This window comes from Actinomadura alba (assembly GCF_014323705.1).
Taxonomy (GTDB): domain Bacteria; phylum Actinomycetota; class Actinomycetes; order Streptosporangiales; family Streptosporangiaceae; genus Actinomadura_C; species Actinomadura_C alba.
This window is the reverse complement of sequence record NZ_JABVEC010000014.1, coordinates 195,947-210,867: the sequence shown is the minus strand read 5'-3', so window position 1 is coordinate 210,867 and position 14,921 is coordinate 195,947. Positions and strand designations below refer to the sequence as shown.

Annotated in this window: 13 protein-coding genes; 9 read left to right on the top strand and 4 right to left on the bottom strand. The window is 72.0% G+C overall.

The genetic code is table 11. The features are described from left to right. Positions 1 to 454 precede the first annotated feature (454 nt). The 7 genes from steA to HKK74_RS20110 all read left to right on the top strand — a co-directional run bounded on the left by steA (position 455) and on the right by HKK74_RS20110 (position 9,840). Positions 455 to 1,696: a putative cytokinetic ring protein SteA gene (gene steA, locus HKK74_RS20140; RefSeq protein WP_187244790.1), complete on the top strand. Its 1,242-nt coding sequence runs from the start codon at positions 455 to 457 to the stop codon at positions 1,694 to 1,696. Continuing rightward, on the top strand, positions 1,693 to 2,649 hold the full coding sequence (locus HKK74_RS20135) for a copper transporter (protein ID WP_187244789.1): 957 nt from the start codon (positions 1,693 to 1,695) through the stop codon (positions 2,647 to 2,649). Before steA ends, HKK74_RS20135 begins: the two co-directional genes overlap by 4 nt. After that, entirely contained in the window at positions 2,646 to 3,539 is an 894-nt protein-coding gene (locus HKK74_RS20130; protein ID WP_187244788.1) for a hypothetical protein, read from the top strand. Before HKK74_RS20135 ends, HKK74_RS20130 begins: the two co-directional genes overlap by 4 nt. Continuing rightward, on the top strand, positions 3,536 to 5,140 hold the full coding sequence (gene murJ / locus HKK74_RS20125; protein WP_312881629.1) for a murein biosynthesis integral membrane protein MurJ: 1,605 nt from the start codon (positions 3,536 to 3,538) through the stop codon (positions 5,138 to 5,140). Before HKK74_RS20130 ends, murJ begins: the two co-directional genes overlap by 4 nt. Further along, positions 5,133 to 6,359, top strand: coding sequence for a glycosyltransferase (locus HKK74_RS20120; RefSeq protein WP_187244787.1), 1,227 nt, complete (start codon positions 5,133 to 5,135; stop codon positions 6,357 to 6,359). Before murJ ends, HKK74_RS20120 begins: the two co-directional genes overlap by 8 nt. 162 nt (positions 6,360 to 6,521) lie before the next feature. Beyond that, entirely contained in the window at positions 6,522 to 7,523 is a 1,002-nt protein-coding gene (locus HKK74_RS20115; RefSeq protein WP_187244786.1) for a TerC family protein, read from the top strand. 121 nt (positions 7,524 to 7,644) lie between these two features. Continuing rightward, on the top strand, positions 7,645 to 9,840 hold the full coding sequence (locus HKK74_RS20110) for an acyl-CoA dehydrogenase family protein (protein ID WP_187244785.1): 2,196 nt from the start codon (positions 7,645 to 7,647) through the stop codon (positions 9,838 to 9,840). Positions 9,841 to 9,843: 3 nt separating this feature from the next. Here HKK74_RS20110 and HKK74_RS20105 read toward each other — a convergent pair whose 3' ends face one another. Further along, positions 9,844 to 10,194: a hypothetical protein gene (locus tag HKK74_RS20105; protein WP_187244784.1), complete on the bottom strand. Its 351-nt coding sequence runs from the start codon at positions 10,192 to 10,194 to the stop codon at positions 9,844 to 9,846. 120 nt (positions 10,195 to 10,314) lie between these two features. Here HKK74_RS20105 and HKK74_RS20100 point away from each other — a divergent pair, with 120 nt between their 5' ends. After that, complete coding sequence (locus HKK74_RS20100; RefSeq protein WP_312881628.1) at positions 10,315 to 11,214, top strand: AAA family ATPase; 900 nt, start codon at positions 10,315 to 10,317, stop codon at positions 11,212 to 11,214. Further along, positions 11,214 to 12,605 carry a vWA domain-containing protein gene (locus HKK74_RS20095; RefSeq protein WP_187244783.1) on the top strand — a complete coding sequence of 464 codons (1,392 nt, stop codon included), beginning with the start codon at positions 11,214 to 11,216 and terminating at the stop codon, positions 12,603 to 12,605. The genes HKK74_RS20100 and HKK74_RS20095 overlap by 1 nt, the downstream gene beginning before the upstream one ends. Positions 12,606 to 12,632: 27 nt before the next feature. Here HKK74_RS20095 and HKK74_RS20090 read toward each other — a convergent pair whose 3' ends face one another. The 3 genes from HKK74_RS20090 to HKK74_RS20080 form a co-directional block, all read right to left on the bottom strand. Continuing rightward, entirely contained in the window at positions 12,633 to 13,202 is a 570-nt protein-coding gene (locus tag HKK74_RS20090; protein ID WP_187244782.1) for a TetR/AcrR family transcriptional regulator, read from the bottom strand. Positions 13,203 to 13,302: 100 nt separating this feature from the next. Further along, positions 13,303 to 13,635 carry an SPW repeat protein gene (locus HKK74_RS20085; RefSeq protein ID WP_187244781.1) on the bottom strand — a complete coding sequence of 111 codons (333 nt, stop codon included), beginning with the start codon at positions 13,633 to 13,635 and terminating at the stop codon, positions 13,303 to 13,305. A gap of 293 nt (positions 13,636 to 13,928) precedes the next feature. Then, complete coding sequence (locus HKK74_RS20080) at positions 13,929 to 14,864, bottom strand: Sco1979 family transcriptional regulator (RefSeq protein WP_376771540.1); 936 nt, start codon at positions 14,862 to 14,864, stop codon at positions 13,929 to 13,931. Between the last annotated feature and the right edge of the window lie 57 nt (positions 14,865 to 14,921).

The window sequence follows — 14,921 nt, the reverse complement described above, 5'->3', positions numbered from 1 at the left end:
GGCCCTGTTTCTTTGCCTCGCTGCGCTCGGCGCCTCGCGGGCCTTGGAGATGGCGGCTTCCCTCGTCGCGTGCTCGCTCGTGCCCTGTTGCCCTGCCTCGCTCCGCTCGGCGGCTCGCGGGCCTTGGAGATGGCGGCTTCCCTCGTCGCGTGCTCGCTCGTGCCCTGTTGCCCTGCCTCGCTCCGCTCGGCGGCTCGCGGGCCTCGAAGATGGCGGCTTCCCTCGTCGCGTGCTCGCTCGTTCCTCGCCGCGCGCTCCTCAGTCCAGCCACCATCGGCCCGCTCGCGCTCCGCGCGCTCCTCAGTCCAGCCGCCATCGGCCCGCTCGGGGGTCCGTGGCTGGTGGGGTGCATTGGCCGAAGGGGGCGTACGGGGGCGAAGAGGGTGCGTACTGACACGCCTGAAACGATCGTCGTAGCCATGTCATCCCTGCTGCTCTGGCAGGATGGCAGGCGATGAATCACCCGTCCCCGAAGTCCGAGTGGCGTCTGCGGCTGCCGCAGAGGCTCCCGCAGCGCGCTCTCCAGGCGCTCGGCCGCGGCCGGGTGAACGGCCGGTCCGGCGTCAACGCGACGGTCCGGCTCGACCGCAGGACCAAGACCCTCACGAAGCGGCTCCGGCCAGGTGAGGTCGCCGTCATCGACCATGTCGACCTCGACCGGGTCAGCGCCGAGGCCCTGGTCGCCTGCAAGGTCGGCGCCGTCGTCAATGTGGCGCCGAGCATCTCCGGCCGCTATCCGAACCTCGGGCCGCAGATCCTCGTCGAGGCCGGCATCCCGCTGATCGATGACGTGGGGCCGGAGATCTTCGCGCGGCTCACCGAGGGTGATCTCGTCGGGATCCAGGGCGAGACCGTCTTCCGTGGCGACGAGATGATCGCCAAGGGCACCGAACACACGCCCGAGACGCTCGAGACCGCGATCGCCGACGCCAAGGCGGGCCTGTCGGTCCAGCTCAAGGCGTTCGTGGTCAACACCATGGAGTACATCAACCGCGAGGGCGACCTGCTCATCGACGGGGTCGGCGTGCCCGACATCAAGACCAAGATGGAGGACCGGCACGCCCTCATCGTCGTGCGCGGTTATCACTACCGCGAGGACATCGCCGCCCTCCGGCCGTACCTGCGGGAGTACCGCCCGGTGCTCATCGGCGTGGACGGCGGCGCGGACGCCCTCATCGAGGCCGGCTACCGGCCGGACATGATCGTCGGAGACATGGACTCGGTCTCCGACGACGCCCTCACCTGCGGGGCCGAGCTCGTCGTGCACGCCTACCACGACGGCCAGGCGCCCGGGCTCAAACGGCTGCACGACCTGGGCCTGGAAGCGGTGACCTTTCCCGCCACCGCGACCAGCGAGGACATCGCGATGCTGCTCGCCGACGAGAAGGGGGCGACCCTCATCGTCGCGGTCGGCACGCACGCCAACATGGTGGAGTTCCTCGACAAGGGCCGGGCCGGAATGGCGAGCACCTTCCTCACCCGGCTCCGCGTGGGCAGTAAACTCGTCGACGCCAAGGGGGTCAGCCGGCTCTACCGCAGCCGGATCTCGACCTGGTCGCTGCTGTTCCTTGTGCTCTCCGCACTCATCGCAATCGTCGTGGCCGTGTCCGTATCGCCCGCGGGGGACGTCATCGCCCCGGCGCTGGCGGACAGATGGCACGCCTTCCTCTTCTGGCTGACCGGACTCTTCTCGTGATCGATTTCCGCTACCACCTCGTGTCCATCGTCGCGATCTTCCTCTCCCTCGCGGTGGGGCTGGTCCTCGGAGCGAGCTTCCTGCCGGACAAGTTCGCCGGTGTCCTCAGGAGCGAGGTCACCCGGGCTCAGCAGAGCAACGACGACCTGCGCGACCAGCTCACCGACCAGGACAGCCGGATCAAGGGCGGTGAGCAGTTCGCCGGCGTCCTCGGCCCCCAGCTCGTCGCGGGCCGCCTCAAGGACGAGCAGGTCGTGCTGGTCGAGACGCCGGGCTCCAACGACAAGATCCGGGAGCAGGTGGCGAAGGCCGTGACCGACGCGGGCGCCACCTACACCGGCAGCGTCAACATCCAGAACAAGTACTTCGCCGAGGACCAGGTCGAGGTGCTCGATCAGCTGGCGAGGGCGGTGAAGCCCGGCGGGGTCACGCTCTCCGAGACGGGCACGCCCTACGACCGGGCGGGGGCGGTGCTCGCCAGCGTCCTCGTGACCGATCAGGCCTCTCGCGCCGGGCGCGAGGAGGCGGCCGGCGGGGAGGTCCTGGCCGGGTTCAAGGACCGGGGTTACGTAACCACCAGCGGCAAGCCGGGCGCGCGTGCGACACTCGCCGTCGTGATCGCACCATCGACCTTGTACACGGGCAAGAGCGGTGAGATCGGCAACCGGGCCCTCGTCTCGCTGACCGCCGCGCTGGACGACGCGGGTCGTGGCACGGTGCTCGCCGGGCCGTCGACCGCCGCGGAGGACGGCGGGCTCATCGCGGTGCTGCGCGGGTCCGACACCGGTGCCCGCGTCTCCACCGTCAACACGGCCGACACCGCCTCGGGCCAGATCGTCACGGTCCTCGCCCTGGTGACCGAGATAACCGGCAAGTCCGGCAACTACGGAATAGGGTCGGGCGCCAACGGTTATCTCCCGACGCCCGTCCCGACCACGGAGAAGCGCACATGAAGCGTCTGATCATCGGTGGTGCCCTGGGCGCCGTCGCGGCGCGTGCCGCCTACACCGCGCTCACCCGGCGGCCGCCTGCGGTGGGCGACCGCGACGGCGCCGACGCATGGGGCCGCACCAACCACCGCGGTGAGCCGGTGACCCTGCTCGAGGGGCCGGCCTTCGTCGCGGGCGCCGCCGCGGGCGGCCTGCTCACCCCGGGCCTGCCCGCGCGGACCCGGGCCGCGGCGATACTGGCCGGCGTGGGCTCGGGTGTCTTCGGTGGTTACGACGACCTGGCCGGCTCGGCATCCTCGCGCGGCTTCAAGGGGCATCTCGGGGCGCTGGCGCGTGGTGAGCTGACCAGTGGCGGAGCCAAGATCGTCGGCATCGGCGCCACCGGACTGGCCGCCGCCGCGCTGGCTCGTGAGCCGCGGCACACCCCCTTCGACGTGCTGTTGAACGGCGCCATCATCGCCGGCGCCGCCAACCTGATGAACCTGTTCGACCTGCGGCCGGGGCGGGCGATCAAAGTGGGCCTGCTCGCGGGTGCGCCGCTGGCGGCCGGATCCTCGGCCGCGGTGGTCGCCGCACCGCTCGGCGCGGCGGCCGCGCTGCTGCCCGAGGACCTCGGTGAGCGGGCCATGCTCGGCGACGCGGGCGCCAACGCGCTCGGGGCGCTGCTGGGCCTCGGCGCGACCAGGATGGGCCGCGGCGGCCGCCTGGCGGTGCTGGCCGGGCTGGTGGCATTGAACGGCGCCAGTGAGTTCGTCAGCTTCACCAAGGTCATCCAACGGACCCCGGTGCTGCACCGGCTCGACATGCTGGGCCGGCGGCCCGCGCAGCCGGCCCCCTCGCCGGAGCGCGACGATCGGTCCGACGCCGTTCAGGTGGCCGACGCGGCACAGTGACATCACGGCTGGCCCGCCTCACCGGGGGCCTCGCGGGGGCGGCCGTCCTCATCGCGCTCCTCACCGTCTTGGCGCGCGTCGCCGGTTTCGGCCGCACGTTCGTGTTCTCGCAGACGGTCACGACGTCGTGCCTGAGCCAGGCGTACTTCCTCGCCAACCAGATCCCGAACGTCGTCTTCGAGATCGTCGCGGGCGGCGCGCTGGCGAGCATGGTCGTTCCCGTGCTGGCGGGCCCGGTCGAGCGCGGCGAGCGCGAGGAGGTGCGCCGCATCGCCTCGGCGATGCTCACCTGGGTGGTACTCGCGCTGCTGCCGCTGTCGGTGGTGCTCGCACTGGCGGCGGGCCCGGTGATGGATCTGCTCGTGCACGGCCAGGCGGGCCGGTGCGCGCCCGGCGACGTGGTGGGTGTGGCCTCTGGCATGCTGGTGGTCTTCGCCCCTCAGATCGTGCTGTACGGGCTCGCGGTCGTGCTCTACGGCGTGCTGCAGGCCCATCGCCGCTTCACCGGCCCGGCCCTGGCGCCGCTGGTGTCGAGCCTGGTCGTGATCGGCGCCTACCTTGCGTACGTGCTCGTCGGCACCGGCCGCCCGAACGACCTCGCGACCCTGCCGCACAGCGCCGAACTCACGCTCTCGGTGGGCACCACGCTCGGTGTGGTGGCGCTCGTGGGCACCGCCATGGTCGCGGTCCGGCCGCTCCGGCTGGGCCTCCGCCCGACGCTCACCTTCCCGCCCGGCACGGCGAGGCGGATCTCCCGCCTGGCGCTGGCCGGGCTGGCGACGGTCGTGGCGCAGCAGCTCGCCACGCTCACCGTCATGGTGCTGAGTGGACGCGACACGGCGGGAGCGCTCGCGCACTACAACTACGCCTGGGCGGTGTTCCTGCTGCCGTGGGCCATCCTGGCGGTGCCGATCGCCACGAGTGCCTTCCCCGTGCTGTCGGCGCGGGCCGGCAGGGCGGAGTTCGACCGCGTCACGGCCTCGACGACGCGCGCCGTCGTGCTGGTCTCCAGCGCCGGCGCGGCGGCACTGGCCGCCGTTGCGCTGCCCGTCGCCCACCTGTTCGACCGGGCACCGGGCACCTTCCCCGGCGCGCTGGCCCACGCGATCCTCGCCTTCGCGCCGGGCCTGCTCGGCTATGGCCTGGTCGCCCATCTCGGCCGGGTGCTCTTCGCGTGCCACCGGGGCCGTGCGTCCGCGGGGGCCACCGTGGCGGGCTGGCTAGTGGTGATCGCCGCGGATCTCGCGCTGGCGCTGACCGTCCCGAGGAACTGGGTCGTGCCCGCGCTCGGTCTCGGCAACACGATCGGCATGACGGTGGCCGGCGCGGCCCTGGTGGCCGCGCTGATCCGCGCCCGCGGCCGTACGGCGGTCGCCGGGCTCGGCCGGGCGATGACCGCGGGTGTCGTCGGGGGTACGGCGGGTGGCCTGGCGGGCTACGGTGTGGCCTGGGGCATCGGCCCGGGAGGTCTGGTGACGAACATGGGCGTGGGCGCACTTGCCGCGGCGGCCGCGGCGGCGGTCTTCGCCGCGATCGCCCTCGTGATCGACGGGCGGGACCTGCGGGCCGTCCTCAGCCGGAAGGTGGCACGTGATGGTTGAGCGGGACCGGGTCGGCGGCACGACCGGCGACGGCGACGGCGACGGCGACGGCGACGGCGGTGGCACGGGCACCGTCGAGGGGCTCCGGATCGCCTTGGTGCTGGGTACCAGCGCCGGGGGAGTGGGACGGCACGTCCGCTCCGTCGCCGCCGGACTGGTCGCTCGCGGCGCCCGGGTCGTGGTCCTCGGTCCGGCGCGGACCGCCGAGCTCTTCGACTTCACCGGCACCGGAGCGCGCTTCGCCGAGGTCGAGATCTCCGACCGGCCGCGGCCGGTCGGAGACACCCGTACCGTGGCCAGGCTCAGGCGCCTGCTACAGGGCGCGGACGTCGTCCACGCTCACGGGCTCCGGGCGGGCGGCATGGCCGCCGCCGCGTGCCTGCGGACGACGACCGGGCCGCTGAGGTTCGCGCCCGGTGGCCCGCCACTGGTGGTCACGCTGCACAACGCGGTCATCGCGGGCGGCATGACCGGTCTGGCCTACGGCGCTCTCGAGCGCATCGTGGCCCGGGGCGCCGCTTGCGTCCTCGGCGTCTCGCCCGACCTGGAGCAGCGGATGCGCTCGCTCGGCGCCCGGTCGGTGGGCCGGGCGCTCGTCCCCGCGCCCTCGGCCGGCGAGCCGCCGGGGCCGGGCGTCCGCGCCGAGGTGCGAGCCGAACTCGGAGTCGGCGACCGGCCCTTGATCGTCACCGTGGCAAGGCTGGCCGACCAGAAGGGGCTGCCGGCGCTCTTGGACGCGGCGGCCGGCTGGGGACGCCGCACCCCGCGACCGGTCGCCGTGATCGCCGGAGACGGTCCGCTGGAGGCCCGGCTGCGGGACCGGATCGAGGCGGAGAAGCTGCCGGTCCGGCTGCTCGGCCGCCGCTCCGACGTGGCGCGGCTGCTGGAGGCCGCCGATGTCGCGGTGGTGCCCAGCGTGTGGGAGGGGCAGCCGCTCTTTGTCCAGGAGGTGCTGCGCTCCGGCCGCCCGCTGGTGGCCACCGACGTGGGCGGCATCGCCGAACTGGTCGGCGACGCCGCTCTGCTCGTACCGGCCGGAGACACCGGGGCGCTGGAGGAGACGGTCGGGCGGGTGCTGTCCGACCCGGCGCTGGCCGTACGGCTCGGCGCCGCGGCGGCTCAGCGGGCCACCTCGCTGCCGAGCGAGGACGATGCCGTGGACCAGCTCGCGGACCTCTACCGGGGCCTCGCGCGGCAGCCGGAGAGGGGAACGCGATGACCGCTCCGTGTGATCCGGTACAATTTGTCCCATAGGAGGGGAGTATCCCCCTGCGATGGTCTCGTCATCACGGTCGGCCCTGCCGGCCCGGGGCCATCGGTCCTCACTCGGTGAGGGCGGGAGAGACCTCCGGCGATCAGTTCTGTCTGCCGGAGGTCATCTGTGAACGTACCGTTGTGGGTCTGGGCCGTCACGCTCGGCGCACTTGTCGCCCTCATCCTCGCCGATCTCATCTGGATCGACCGTTCCGGGGGCAAGGAGTTCGGCACCCGGCAGGCGGCCTTCTGGTCGGGTGTCTACATCGCGCTGGCGGTGCTGTTCGGGCTCGGTGTCCTGGCCTTCGCCGGAGGCGACTACGCGGCGCAGTTCTACGCGGGATTCGTCACGGAGAAGAGCCTCAGCGTCGACAACCTCTTCGTCTTCTACGTGATCATGACGCGCTTCGCGGTGCCGCGGGAGAGCCAGCACCGGGTGCTGATGCTCGGCGTCGTGCTGGCTCTGGTCCTGCGAGGGATCTTCATCGCGATCGGCGCGGCGGTGATCGCCCAGTTCCAGGGGGTGTTCTTCGTCTTCGGGGCGTTCCTGATCTGGACCGCGTTCGGGCTGCTGCGCACCGGGCACGACGAGAACGCCGGCGACAACGCGCTGATGCGCTGGAGCAGGCGGGTGCTGCCGACCACCGAGGAGTACGACGGCGCCAGGATCTCCATCAAGCGGAACGGCAGGCGACTGTTCACGCCGCTGTTCATCGTCGTCATCGCGATCGGGTCGACGGACCTGCTGTTCGCCCTCGACTCCATCCCAGCGATCTTCGGGCTGACCAAGGAGCCCTACCTCGTCTTCACCACCAACGCCTTCGCGCTGATGGGTCTGGTGCAGCTGTACTTCCTGCTGGGCGGCCTGGTACGCCGGCTGGTCTACCTCAGCCACGGACTCGCGGCCATCCTCGGGTTCATCGGGGTCAAGCTCATCCTCGAGGCGCTGCACGGCTATCACGTGTCGTGGGCGCCGGAGATCCCGATCTGGTTGTCCCTCTCGATCATCGGCGGCACCCTGGCGGTCACCACCGTGGCCAGCGTGATCGGGATCCGGCGTGGCGCGGGCGAAGGTCCGGCGGCGGGCGAAGGCGACGACACGGGCGGCAAGGTGATCGCAGCCGACTGAGGGCTCCCGCCCGCCGGCCGCGAGGACATCGGTAGGGTCGCTCGGGGGGAACCTGAATGCCGTTCTAGAATCGATGTCGGTTGTGGGCGGCGAACGGCAGTGGTCTGGGAAGAGGTGTCGGATGGCGATCGGGCTTACCGAGGAGCATGACGCGCTCGCGGAATCGGTGCGCGGATTCGTCGAGCGCAACGTGACGGTGCAGGCGGTGCGTGCCGCGCTGGAGGCCGGCACCGAGACCCGGCCGCCGTTCTGGGCAGGCCTGGCCGACCAGGGCCTGCTCGGCCTGCACATCGCGGAAGAGCACGGCGGCCATGGATACGGTCTGCTCGAGGTCGCGGTGGTGCTCGAGGAACTCGGCCGCGCCGCCGCCCCAGGGCCGTTCCTGCCCACCGTACTCGCGGGCGCGGTGATCCAGGCCGCCCGCAACGCCAAGGCGCACGAGGAACTGCTGCCGGGGCTGGCGGACGGCACCCGCACCGGCGCGGTGTCGCTGGCCACCGGCCTCACCGGGCGGCGCGCCGACGAGGGCCTGGTGATCAGCGGTACGGTCGAGCCCGTCCTCGGCGCGGTGCTCGCGGATGTGATCGTGCTGCCGGTCGGCACCGCCGACGGCGAGGAATGGGTCGTCATCGACGCGGCCGCTGCGACCGTCGAGGAGCTGCCGAGCCTCGACCGGGTCCGCCGGGCCGGCCGGGTGACGCTGACCGACGTCGGCGTCGCCGCCGACCGGGTCCTGGACGGCCTGGAGGGACGGCGGGTCCGGGACCTCGCCGCGGTGCTGCTCGGTGCCGAGGCGACCGGCGTCGCCGCCTGGTGCGTGAGCACCGCCGCCGAGTACGCCAAGGTACGTGAGCAGTTCGGCCGCCCCATCGGCCAGTTCCAGGGCGTCAAGCACAAGTGCGCGCGGATGCTCATCGCGCTCGAGCAGGCCCGCGCGGCCGTCTGGGACGCCGCGCGCGCCATCGACGACGCGGCCGAGGAGGCCGCCTTCGCCGCCCGCGTCGCGGCCGTCATCGCGCCCGACGCCGCGGTGCAGACGGCCCGTGACTGCATCCAGGTGCTCGGCGGCATCGGGTTCACCTGGGAGCACGAGGCCCACCTCTACCTGCGCCGGGGCCTCACGCTGCGCTCCCTGCTCGGGTCGGCCGGGGAATGGGCGGCCTCGGTGGCCGACCTGGCCCTCGCCGGTTCCGTGCGTCCGGTGGAGGTCGAGCTCGACGACGACACGCTCCCGGTGCGCGAGCGGGTACGGGCCGAGATCGCCGAGCTGGCGGCCATCGAGGACAAGGGCCGGCTCAACACCGTGATGGGCGACGAGGGCTGGACGGTCCCGCACCTGCCCAAGCCGTGGGGTCGTGCGGCCGGACCGGTCGAGCAGATCCTCATCCAGCAGGAGATGCGGCGGGCCAAGGTCAAGCCGCCCAACCTGGTGATCGGCGCCTGGCTCGTGCCGTCGCTGTTCACCTACGGCACCGAGCAGCAGAAGGAACGGTTCCTGCGCCCGACGCTGCGCGGGCAGATGGTCTGGTGCCAGCTGTTCAGTGAGCCGGGTGCCGGCTCCGATCTGGCCGCACTGTCCATGAAGGCCGTGCGGGTCGAGGGCGGGTGGAAGCTCACCGGCCAGAAGATCTGGACGTCCGTCGCGCAGCACGCCCAGTGGGGCTTCTGCATCGCCCGCACCGACCCGGCGGCGCCCAAGCACGACGGCATCACCTACTTCCTCGTGGACATGAAGTCCGAGGGCATCGACGTGCGGCCGTTGAAGGAGCTCACCGGCGAGGCCATCTTCAACGAGGTCTTCCTCGACGAGGTCTTCGTGCCGGACGACTGTGTCGTCGGCGAGGTGGACAAGGGCTGGCAGGTCGCCCGCAACACGCTCAGCAACGAGCGGGTCTCGCTGTCCACCGGCGGCGGCCTCGGGGCCGGGCTGCCGGAGCTGCTGGAGTTCTTCGACGGCCGGGAACTCGACGACGTCACCCGCGTCGAGGTGGGCCGGCTCGTCGCGCAGGGGCAGTCGATCGACCTGCTCGGCCTGCGGACGACCGTCAAGCAGCTGTCGGGGCTGAACCCGGGTGCGGAGGCCAGTGTGCGCAAGCTGCTCGGCGTCCAGTTCAACCAGGACGTCGCCGACTACGTCTGGGCGGCCCAGGGCGCCAACGCGGTGCTGGAGGACACCCGCGGGCTCAGCGGCAAGTGGGCGCGGTACATGCTCTTCAGCCGCGCGATGACCATCTACGGCGGTACGACCGAGGTGCAGCTCAACATCATCGCTGAACGGCTCCTCGGCCTGCCGCGCGACCCCGAGCCGGGCAAGTGATCGTCAGCCGCGCAGGAACCGCAGGGCGTAGGCGAGATTGATCATGACGATGCCGCCCCAGGAGAGCACCAGGCCGGGGAGGCCCGCGTTGGCGACGCCGATCGCGGTCAGCGGGATCGCCGCCACCAGGCTGATGCACAGGACGGCGATGCTCGCCCCACGCTCCGCCTTGGCGGCGTGATGGTCGCGTTCGGGCCGGGCGGGCACCTGCGTGCCCATGCGGGCGTCGATGGTCTGTTCGACGCGGTCGACGACCGACTCGATGAACGCGGCGTCGTAGTCGGGGCCCAGTTCCTGCCTAGCCGCGAAGGCGGCGGTCAGGTCGGCATCGCGGGGCGGTCGAGAAGTGGTCATGATGCCGGTATACAGGTGCCACGGCCCGGTGTCGTCCCTCGGCGGTGCCAGTCTCGGCTCCGCCACAGGTATGAGGCCTGAGCGGCGGGCGCCGCGCCGGCGCCGGGAGGAGCACGGATCGTGATCGATGACGGGTCCTCGAGCGGTTTCTTCACCGCGCCCGACGAGGTCGCCGAGCGGCTGGCGGCGGTGGGATATCTGGCCGACGAGGCCATCGCCACGACCGTCTTCCTCGCCGACGCGCTCGGAAAGCCACTGCTGGTCGAGGGCCCGGCGGGAGTCGGCAAGACCGAGCTCGCCAAGGCCGTCGCCGCCGTGACCGGCGCCGGCCTCGTGCGCCTGCAGTGCTACGAGGGGCTCGACGAGGCCCGCGCGCTGTACGAGTGGAACTACAAGAAGCAGTTGCTGCGGATCCAGGCCGCGCCGGCCGACCGGGCCTGGGAGACGACGCACGACGACATCTTCACCGAGGAGTTCCTGCTGGAGCGGCCGCTCCTTGCGGCCATCCGCCGCGGCGAGCCGACCGTGCTGCTGATCGACGAGACCGACAAGGCCGACGTCGAGGTCGAGGGGCTGCTGCTCGAGGTGCTGTCGGACTACCAGGTCACGATCCCCGAACTCGGCACCATCACCGCGGCCCGCAGGCCCTTCGTCGTGCTGACCTCCAACGCCGCCAGGGAGCTGTCGGAGGCGCTCAAGCGCCGCTGCCTCTACCTGCACCTGAACTATCCGAGGCCCGAGCGGGAACGCGACATCGTGCTCGCCCGGGTGCCCGGCATCGAGGCCGAACTCGCGGACCGGGTGGTCCGGACCGTCGGGGCAATGCGGGCTCTGGAGATCAAGAAGGCGCCGTCGATCGCCGAGACGATCGACTGGGCGCGCACCCTGCTCGCCCTGGGCGTCGACGAGCTCGACGAGGCGGCCGTCGCCCGTACCCTCGGCGTCGTCCTGAAGCACGCGTCCGACCACGAGCGGGCGGTGAAGGAACTGGGTCTGCCCGGACCGGGGCTGCCGGGCTGATGCCGCTCCTCGACCGGCACACCGCCTTCGTCGCCGCGCTGCGAGAAGCGGGCCTCCCGGTGTCCATCGCGGAGGGGCTGGACGCCGTACGGGCGCTGACGGTCATCGGGCTGGGCGAGCGGGAGGCACTGCGGGCCGCGTACGCCACCACGGTGGTCAAGCGGCCGGCGCACCGGCAGATCTTCGACACTCTCTTCGACCTGTGGTTCCCCGCCGCGCTCGGTGAGGGCGTCGCCGGTCCGGCGCCGTCCCGGCCGTCCGGTGGCCCGGAGCGGCCGGCCACGCCCGTACCGCCCGCACTCGACCCCGAGGTGCAGGCCCGGCGGCGCGAGCTCGCCGACCTGCTGCTCGCCGGGGACGACGCGGGTCTTCGTCAGTTCGTCCGGGCGGTCGTCGGGCAGTATGGCCGCTCGCCCGGCGGGGAGGCGTGGTTCTCCTCGGGCGTGCTGCAGGCGATGTCGGCGGACACGCTGATGGCCGGGTTGCTCCGCGCCGTGCTGACCGGCGAGGACAGGGGCGGTATCGCCGAGCGGGCGGCCCGGCAGACGTTCCGTGACCGCATCACCCGATTCGAGGACCTGGTCGGCGTCGAGGTGCGGCGGCGGATCGCCGAGGAGGGCGGGCTCGAGCGGACGGCCCGGATGGCCGTTCGGCCGCCACTGGAGCGGCTGGACTGGGGCCGGGCGTCCCGCGCGGACCTGGACGCGCTGCGCCGCGAGGTCTACCCGCTCGCCCGCAGGCTCGCCACCCGGCTGGCCGCCCGGCACCGGGCCGGTAGCCGGGGACGGCTGGATTTTCGCCGTACCGTCCGGGCGTCGCTGTCGACCGGGGGAGTGCCGGTCACCACCCACCACCGCCCGCGCCGTCCGCACAAGCCCGAACTGGTCATCCTCTGCGACGCCAGCGACTCGGTCTCCTCGTTCGCGCATTTCACACTGCTGCTCACCTTCGCTCTGCGCGAGCAGTTCACCAAGGTACGGGCGTTCGCGTTCATCGACTCGACCGACGAGATCACCAGGTTCTTCGCCCCCGGCGTGGACGTCGTCGACGCGATGACCCGGCTCGCCCAGGAGGCCGACCTGGTGTGGATCAGTGGGCGCAGCAACTACGGTCACGCGATCGAGGTCTTCGCCGAGCGCTACGGCGACGCCGTCGGCCCGAGGACCTCGCTGCTCGTGCTCGGCGACGCCCGCTCGAACTACGGCGACCTCGCGCTGCCGACGCTACGTGAGCTCGCCGGCCGGGCCCGGCACGCGTACTGGCTCAATCCCGAGCCGCGCCGGGACTGGGACACCGGCGACTCGGCCGCCTCGGCCTACGACGAGGTCGTGCCGATGTTCGAATGCCGCAACCTCACCCAGCTCATGGCCTTCATTGAGGAGATCGCCTGAGCGCCGGCCTCGGGGCGGGTGCTCGGATCATGGGCCGAGCGCGCGGGCGATGAGGTCGGCGACCGCGTCGGGGTCGACATGCTGCCCGGTGAGCTGGTGGAGGTTCTCCTGGTAGAGCAGGACCGTCGCGAACGTGGCCGCCGCGACCTCCAGCCGCGCCGTGTCGCCGCGTGCGCCGGGCAGAGCCAGTTCCAGCGCCCGGCGGGCGCGGTGCACCACCTCGGTGTTGACCCGACGGAGCCGTTCCCTGGCCGATCGGTGGGTGTCGGCCTCCCGGAACAGGATGCGGCGCATCGCGGGTGAGGCCCGCAGCGGAAAGCGCCGCGCGAGCCGGGACAGCGTGCCGGCCGGGTCGCCGGGCAGCGCTTCGACGTCCTCTTCGGCGAGCATCTCGATCGAGGTGCGTTCGTCGATGAGTGCGGTGAGCATGTCGATCTTCTGCGGGAAGTAGTGGAAGACCAGCCCCTTGGGGACCTCTGCGCGTTCGGCGATGCCGGCGGTGGAGGAGCCGTCGTAGCCGGCCCGAGCGAACAGTTCCTCGGCCGCGTCGAGGATGCGCATGCGGGTGTCCGCCCGTGCGGGGCGTCGCCTGTTCATCGGCCCTCCCGGTCGCCGGCGCGCATGCGCGTCCGCCCAGGCCCGGAAACGCCGGTGGCCCCTGGCCGCTCGCACGCCAGGGGCCATCTCGGCAGGAAGCTCAGGCCGTCGTCGAACTCCGAGTCTGAGTTGCGCCCCACAGGCCGACGATAGCGGCGACGCCGCCGGCGATCCATGCCGTCCATGCCGCGGCGTCCTGACCAGTGAAGCCGAAGGCCCAGGGCGAGACGAAGATGAGGACCGCGAACGCCGTCGTGGTCCACGACGACGGCCCGCCGGCCGCCAGCAGCGCGTAGAGGCCCGCGAGGGCCAGCAGGGCGCCGAGCACCATCAGGGGCTGCTTGCCCGCGTCGTCCGCCCACAGTTCGGGCGCGAGGAGTACGGCTAGACCGGCGACGAAAGCGACGCCGTCCTGCCAGGAGTAGTTGCCCATCCGCCACCTCCAGTGGGGGTCCGGGTCGGTCCATGTCGTCCATGTCCGAGATTCCCTGATTGACCGACCGGTCAATCTGGCCGGGCGGATGGATCCTTCTGCCCACCGGGTCAGAGTCGCCTCACTCCGCACCCCCCAAGACGCGCCTCGCGATATTCGCGAGTCCCAACAGTGCAGCGCCACCGTAATTCCACCGGATTAACCGGTGGCCGCGCTTCCGTGACGCACCGCTCCCGCCCGACGTGCGCTTCGTCGGCGGCCCGCCGACCCGCCCCTGACCGCGCCCCGCGTGCTCAGAGCTGATCTAGCAGGGCGGTGAGCAGTCGCGCGGTGTGCTCGGGACGGGCGGCCTCCACGGACAGCCGGTTCATGGTGTGCAGGTACTTGTCGACGTCGGCGAGCTTGTCCAGATAGAGCGCACTGGTGAGCTGCTCGAGATAGACCACGTCGGGCAGGGACTGCTCGCCGAACCGCAGGATCGCGAACGGCCCGCCCGCCGCGGCATGGCCGCCGGTGTCGAACGGCACCACCTGGAGCGTGACATTGGCCAGCTTGTTGACCTCGAGGAGGTGCACGAGCTGGCCGCGCATGACCTCTCGGCCGCCCATGGGACGCCGCAGAGCGGCCTCGTCCATGATCGCCCACAGGGTGGGCGGCTCGGTGCCGGTGAGGCACTCCCGGCGGGTCATCCGCACCCGGACCCGGCGCTCGATCTCGCCGGGCGAGGCCTCGGGGTGGCCGAGCCGGATCACGGCACGTGCGTAGTCCTCGGTCTGCAGCAGGCCGGGGACGAACTGCACCTCGTAGGTGCGGATGAGCGAGGCGGCCTCTTCGAGGCCGATGTAGACCTCGAACCAGCTCGGCAGCACATCGCCGTACTGGTGCCACCAGCCGGGCGTGTTGGCCTGCTCCATGAGCGAGAGCACCACGGCCCGCTCGGTGGGATCGAGTACTCCGTACAGGGTGAGCAGGTCGGCGACATCGCGCTCTTTGAAGCCGACCCGGCCCAGCTCCATGCGGCTGATCTTGGAGTGCGAGGCGCGGATGGTGTAGCCGGCGTCCTCGGCCGAGATGTTCTGCTGCTCGCGCAGCCGGCGCAGATGCGAACCGAGCACGATGCGCAGCACTGTCGGCCCGCCGCGCGGGTATTCCAGGAGACGGCCGCCGGTGGCGTCGTCTCCGTCCGGCGGATTCTCCGGGTCTTCGCTGCCCGCTGGAGCTTGAGTCACTCGAGGGTCTCCCGGTCCTATGTGCTCGGAGGCGCGAGTGGATCGTAACCGATCTTG

Bases quoted from the DNA above. Each gene is read 5' to 3' on its own strand.
- HKK74_RS20085 (WP_187244781.1), bottom strand. From the start codon at position 13,635: ATGGGCAACTACTCCTGGCAGGACGGCGTCGCTTTCGTCGCCGGTCTA.
- HKK74_RS20130 (WP_187244788.1), top strand. From the start codon at position 2,646: ATGAAGCGTCTGATCATCGGTGGTGCCCTGGGCGCCGTCGCGGCGCGT.
- HKK74_RS20105 (WP_187244784.1), bottom strand. From the start codon at position 10,194: ATGACCACTTCTCGACCGCCCCGCGATGCCGACCTGACCGCCGCCTTC.
- HKK74_RS20120 (WP_187244787.1), top strand. From the start codon at position 5,133: ATGGTTGAGCGGGACCGGGTCGGCGGCACGACCGGCGACGGCGACGGC.
- HKK74_RS20110 (WP_187244785.1), top strand. From the start codon at position 7,645: ATGGCGATCGGGCTTACCGAGGAGCATGACGCGCTCGCGGAATCGGTG.
- HKK74_RS20095 (WP_187244783.1), top strand. From the start codon at position 11,214: ATGCCGCTCCTCGACCGGCACACCGCCTTCGTCGCCGCGCTGCGAGAA.
- HKK74_RS20090 (WP_187244782.1), bottom strand. From the start codon at position 13,202: ATGAACAGGCGACGCCCCGCACGGGCGGACACCCGCATGCGCATCCTC.
- steA (WP_187244790.1), top strand. From the start codon at position 455: ATGAATCACCCGTCCCCGAAGTCCGAGTGGCGTCTGCGGCTGCCGCAG.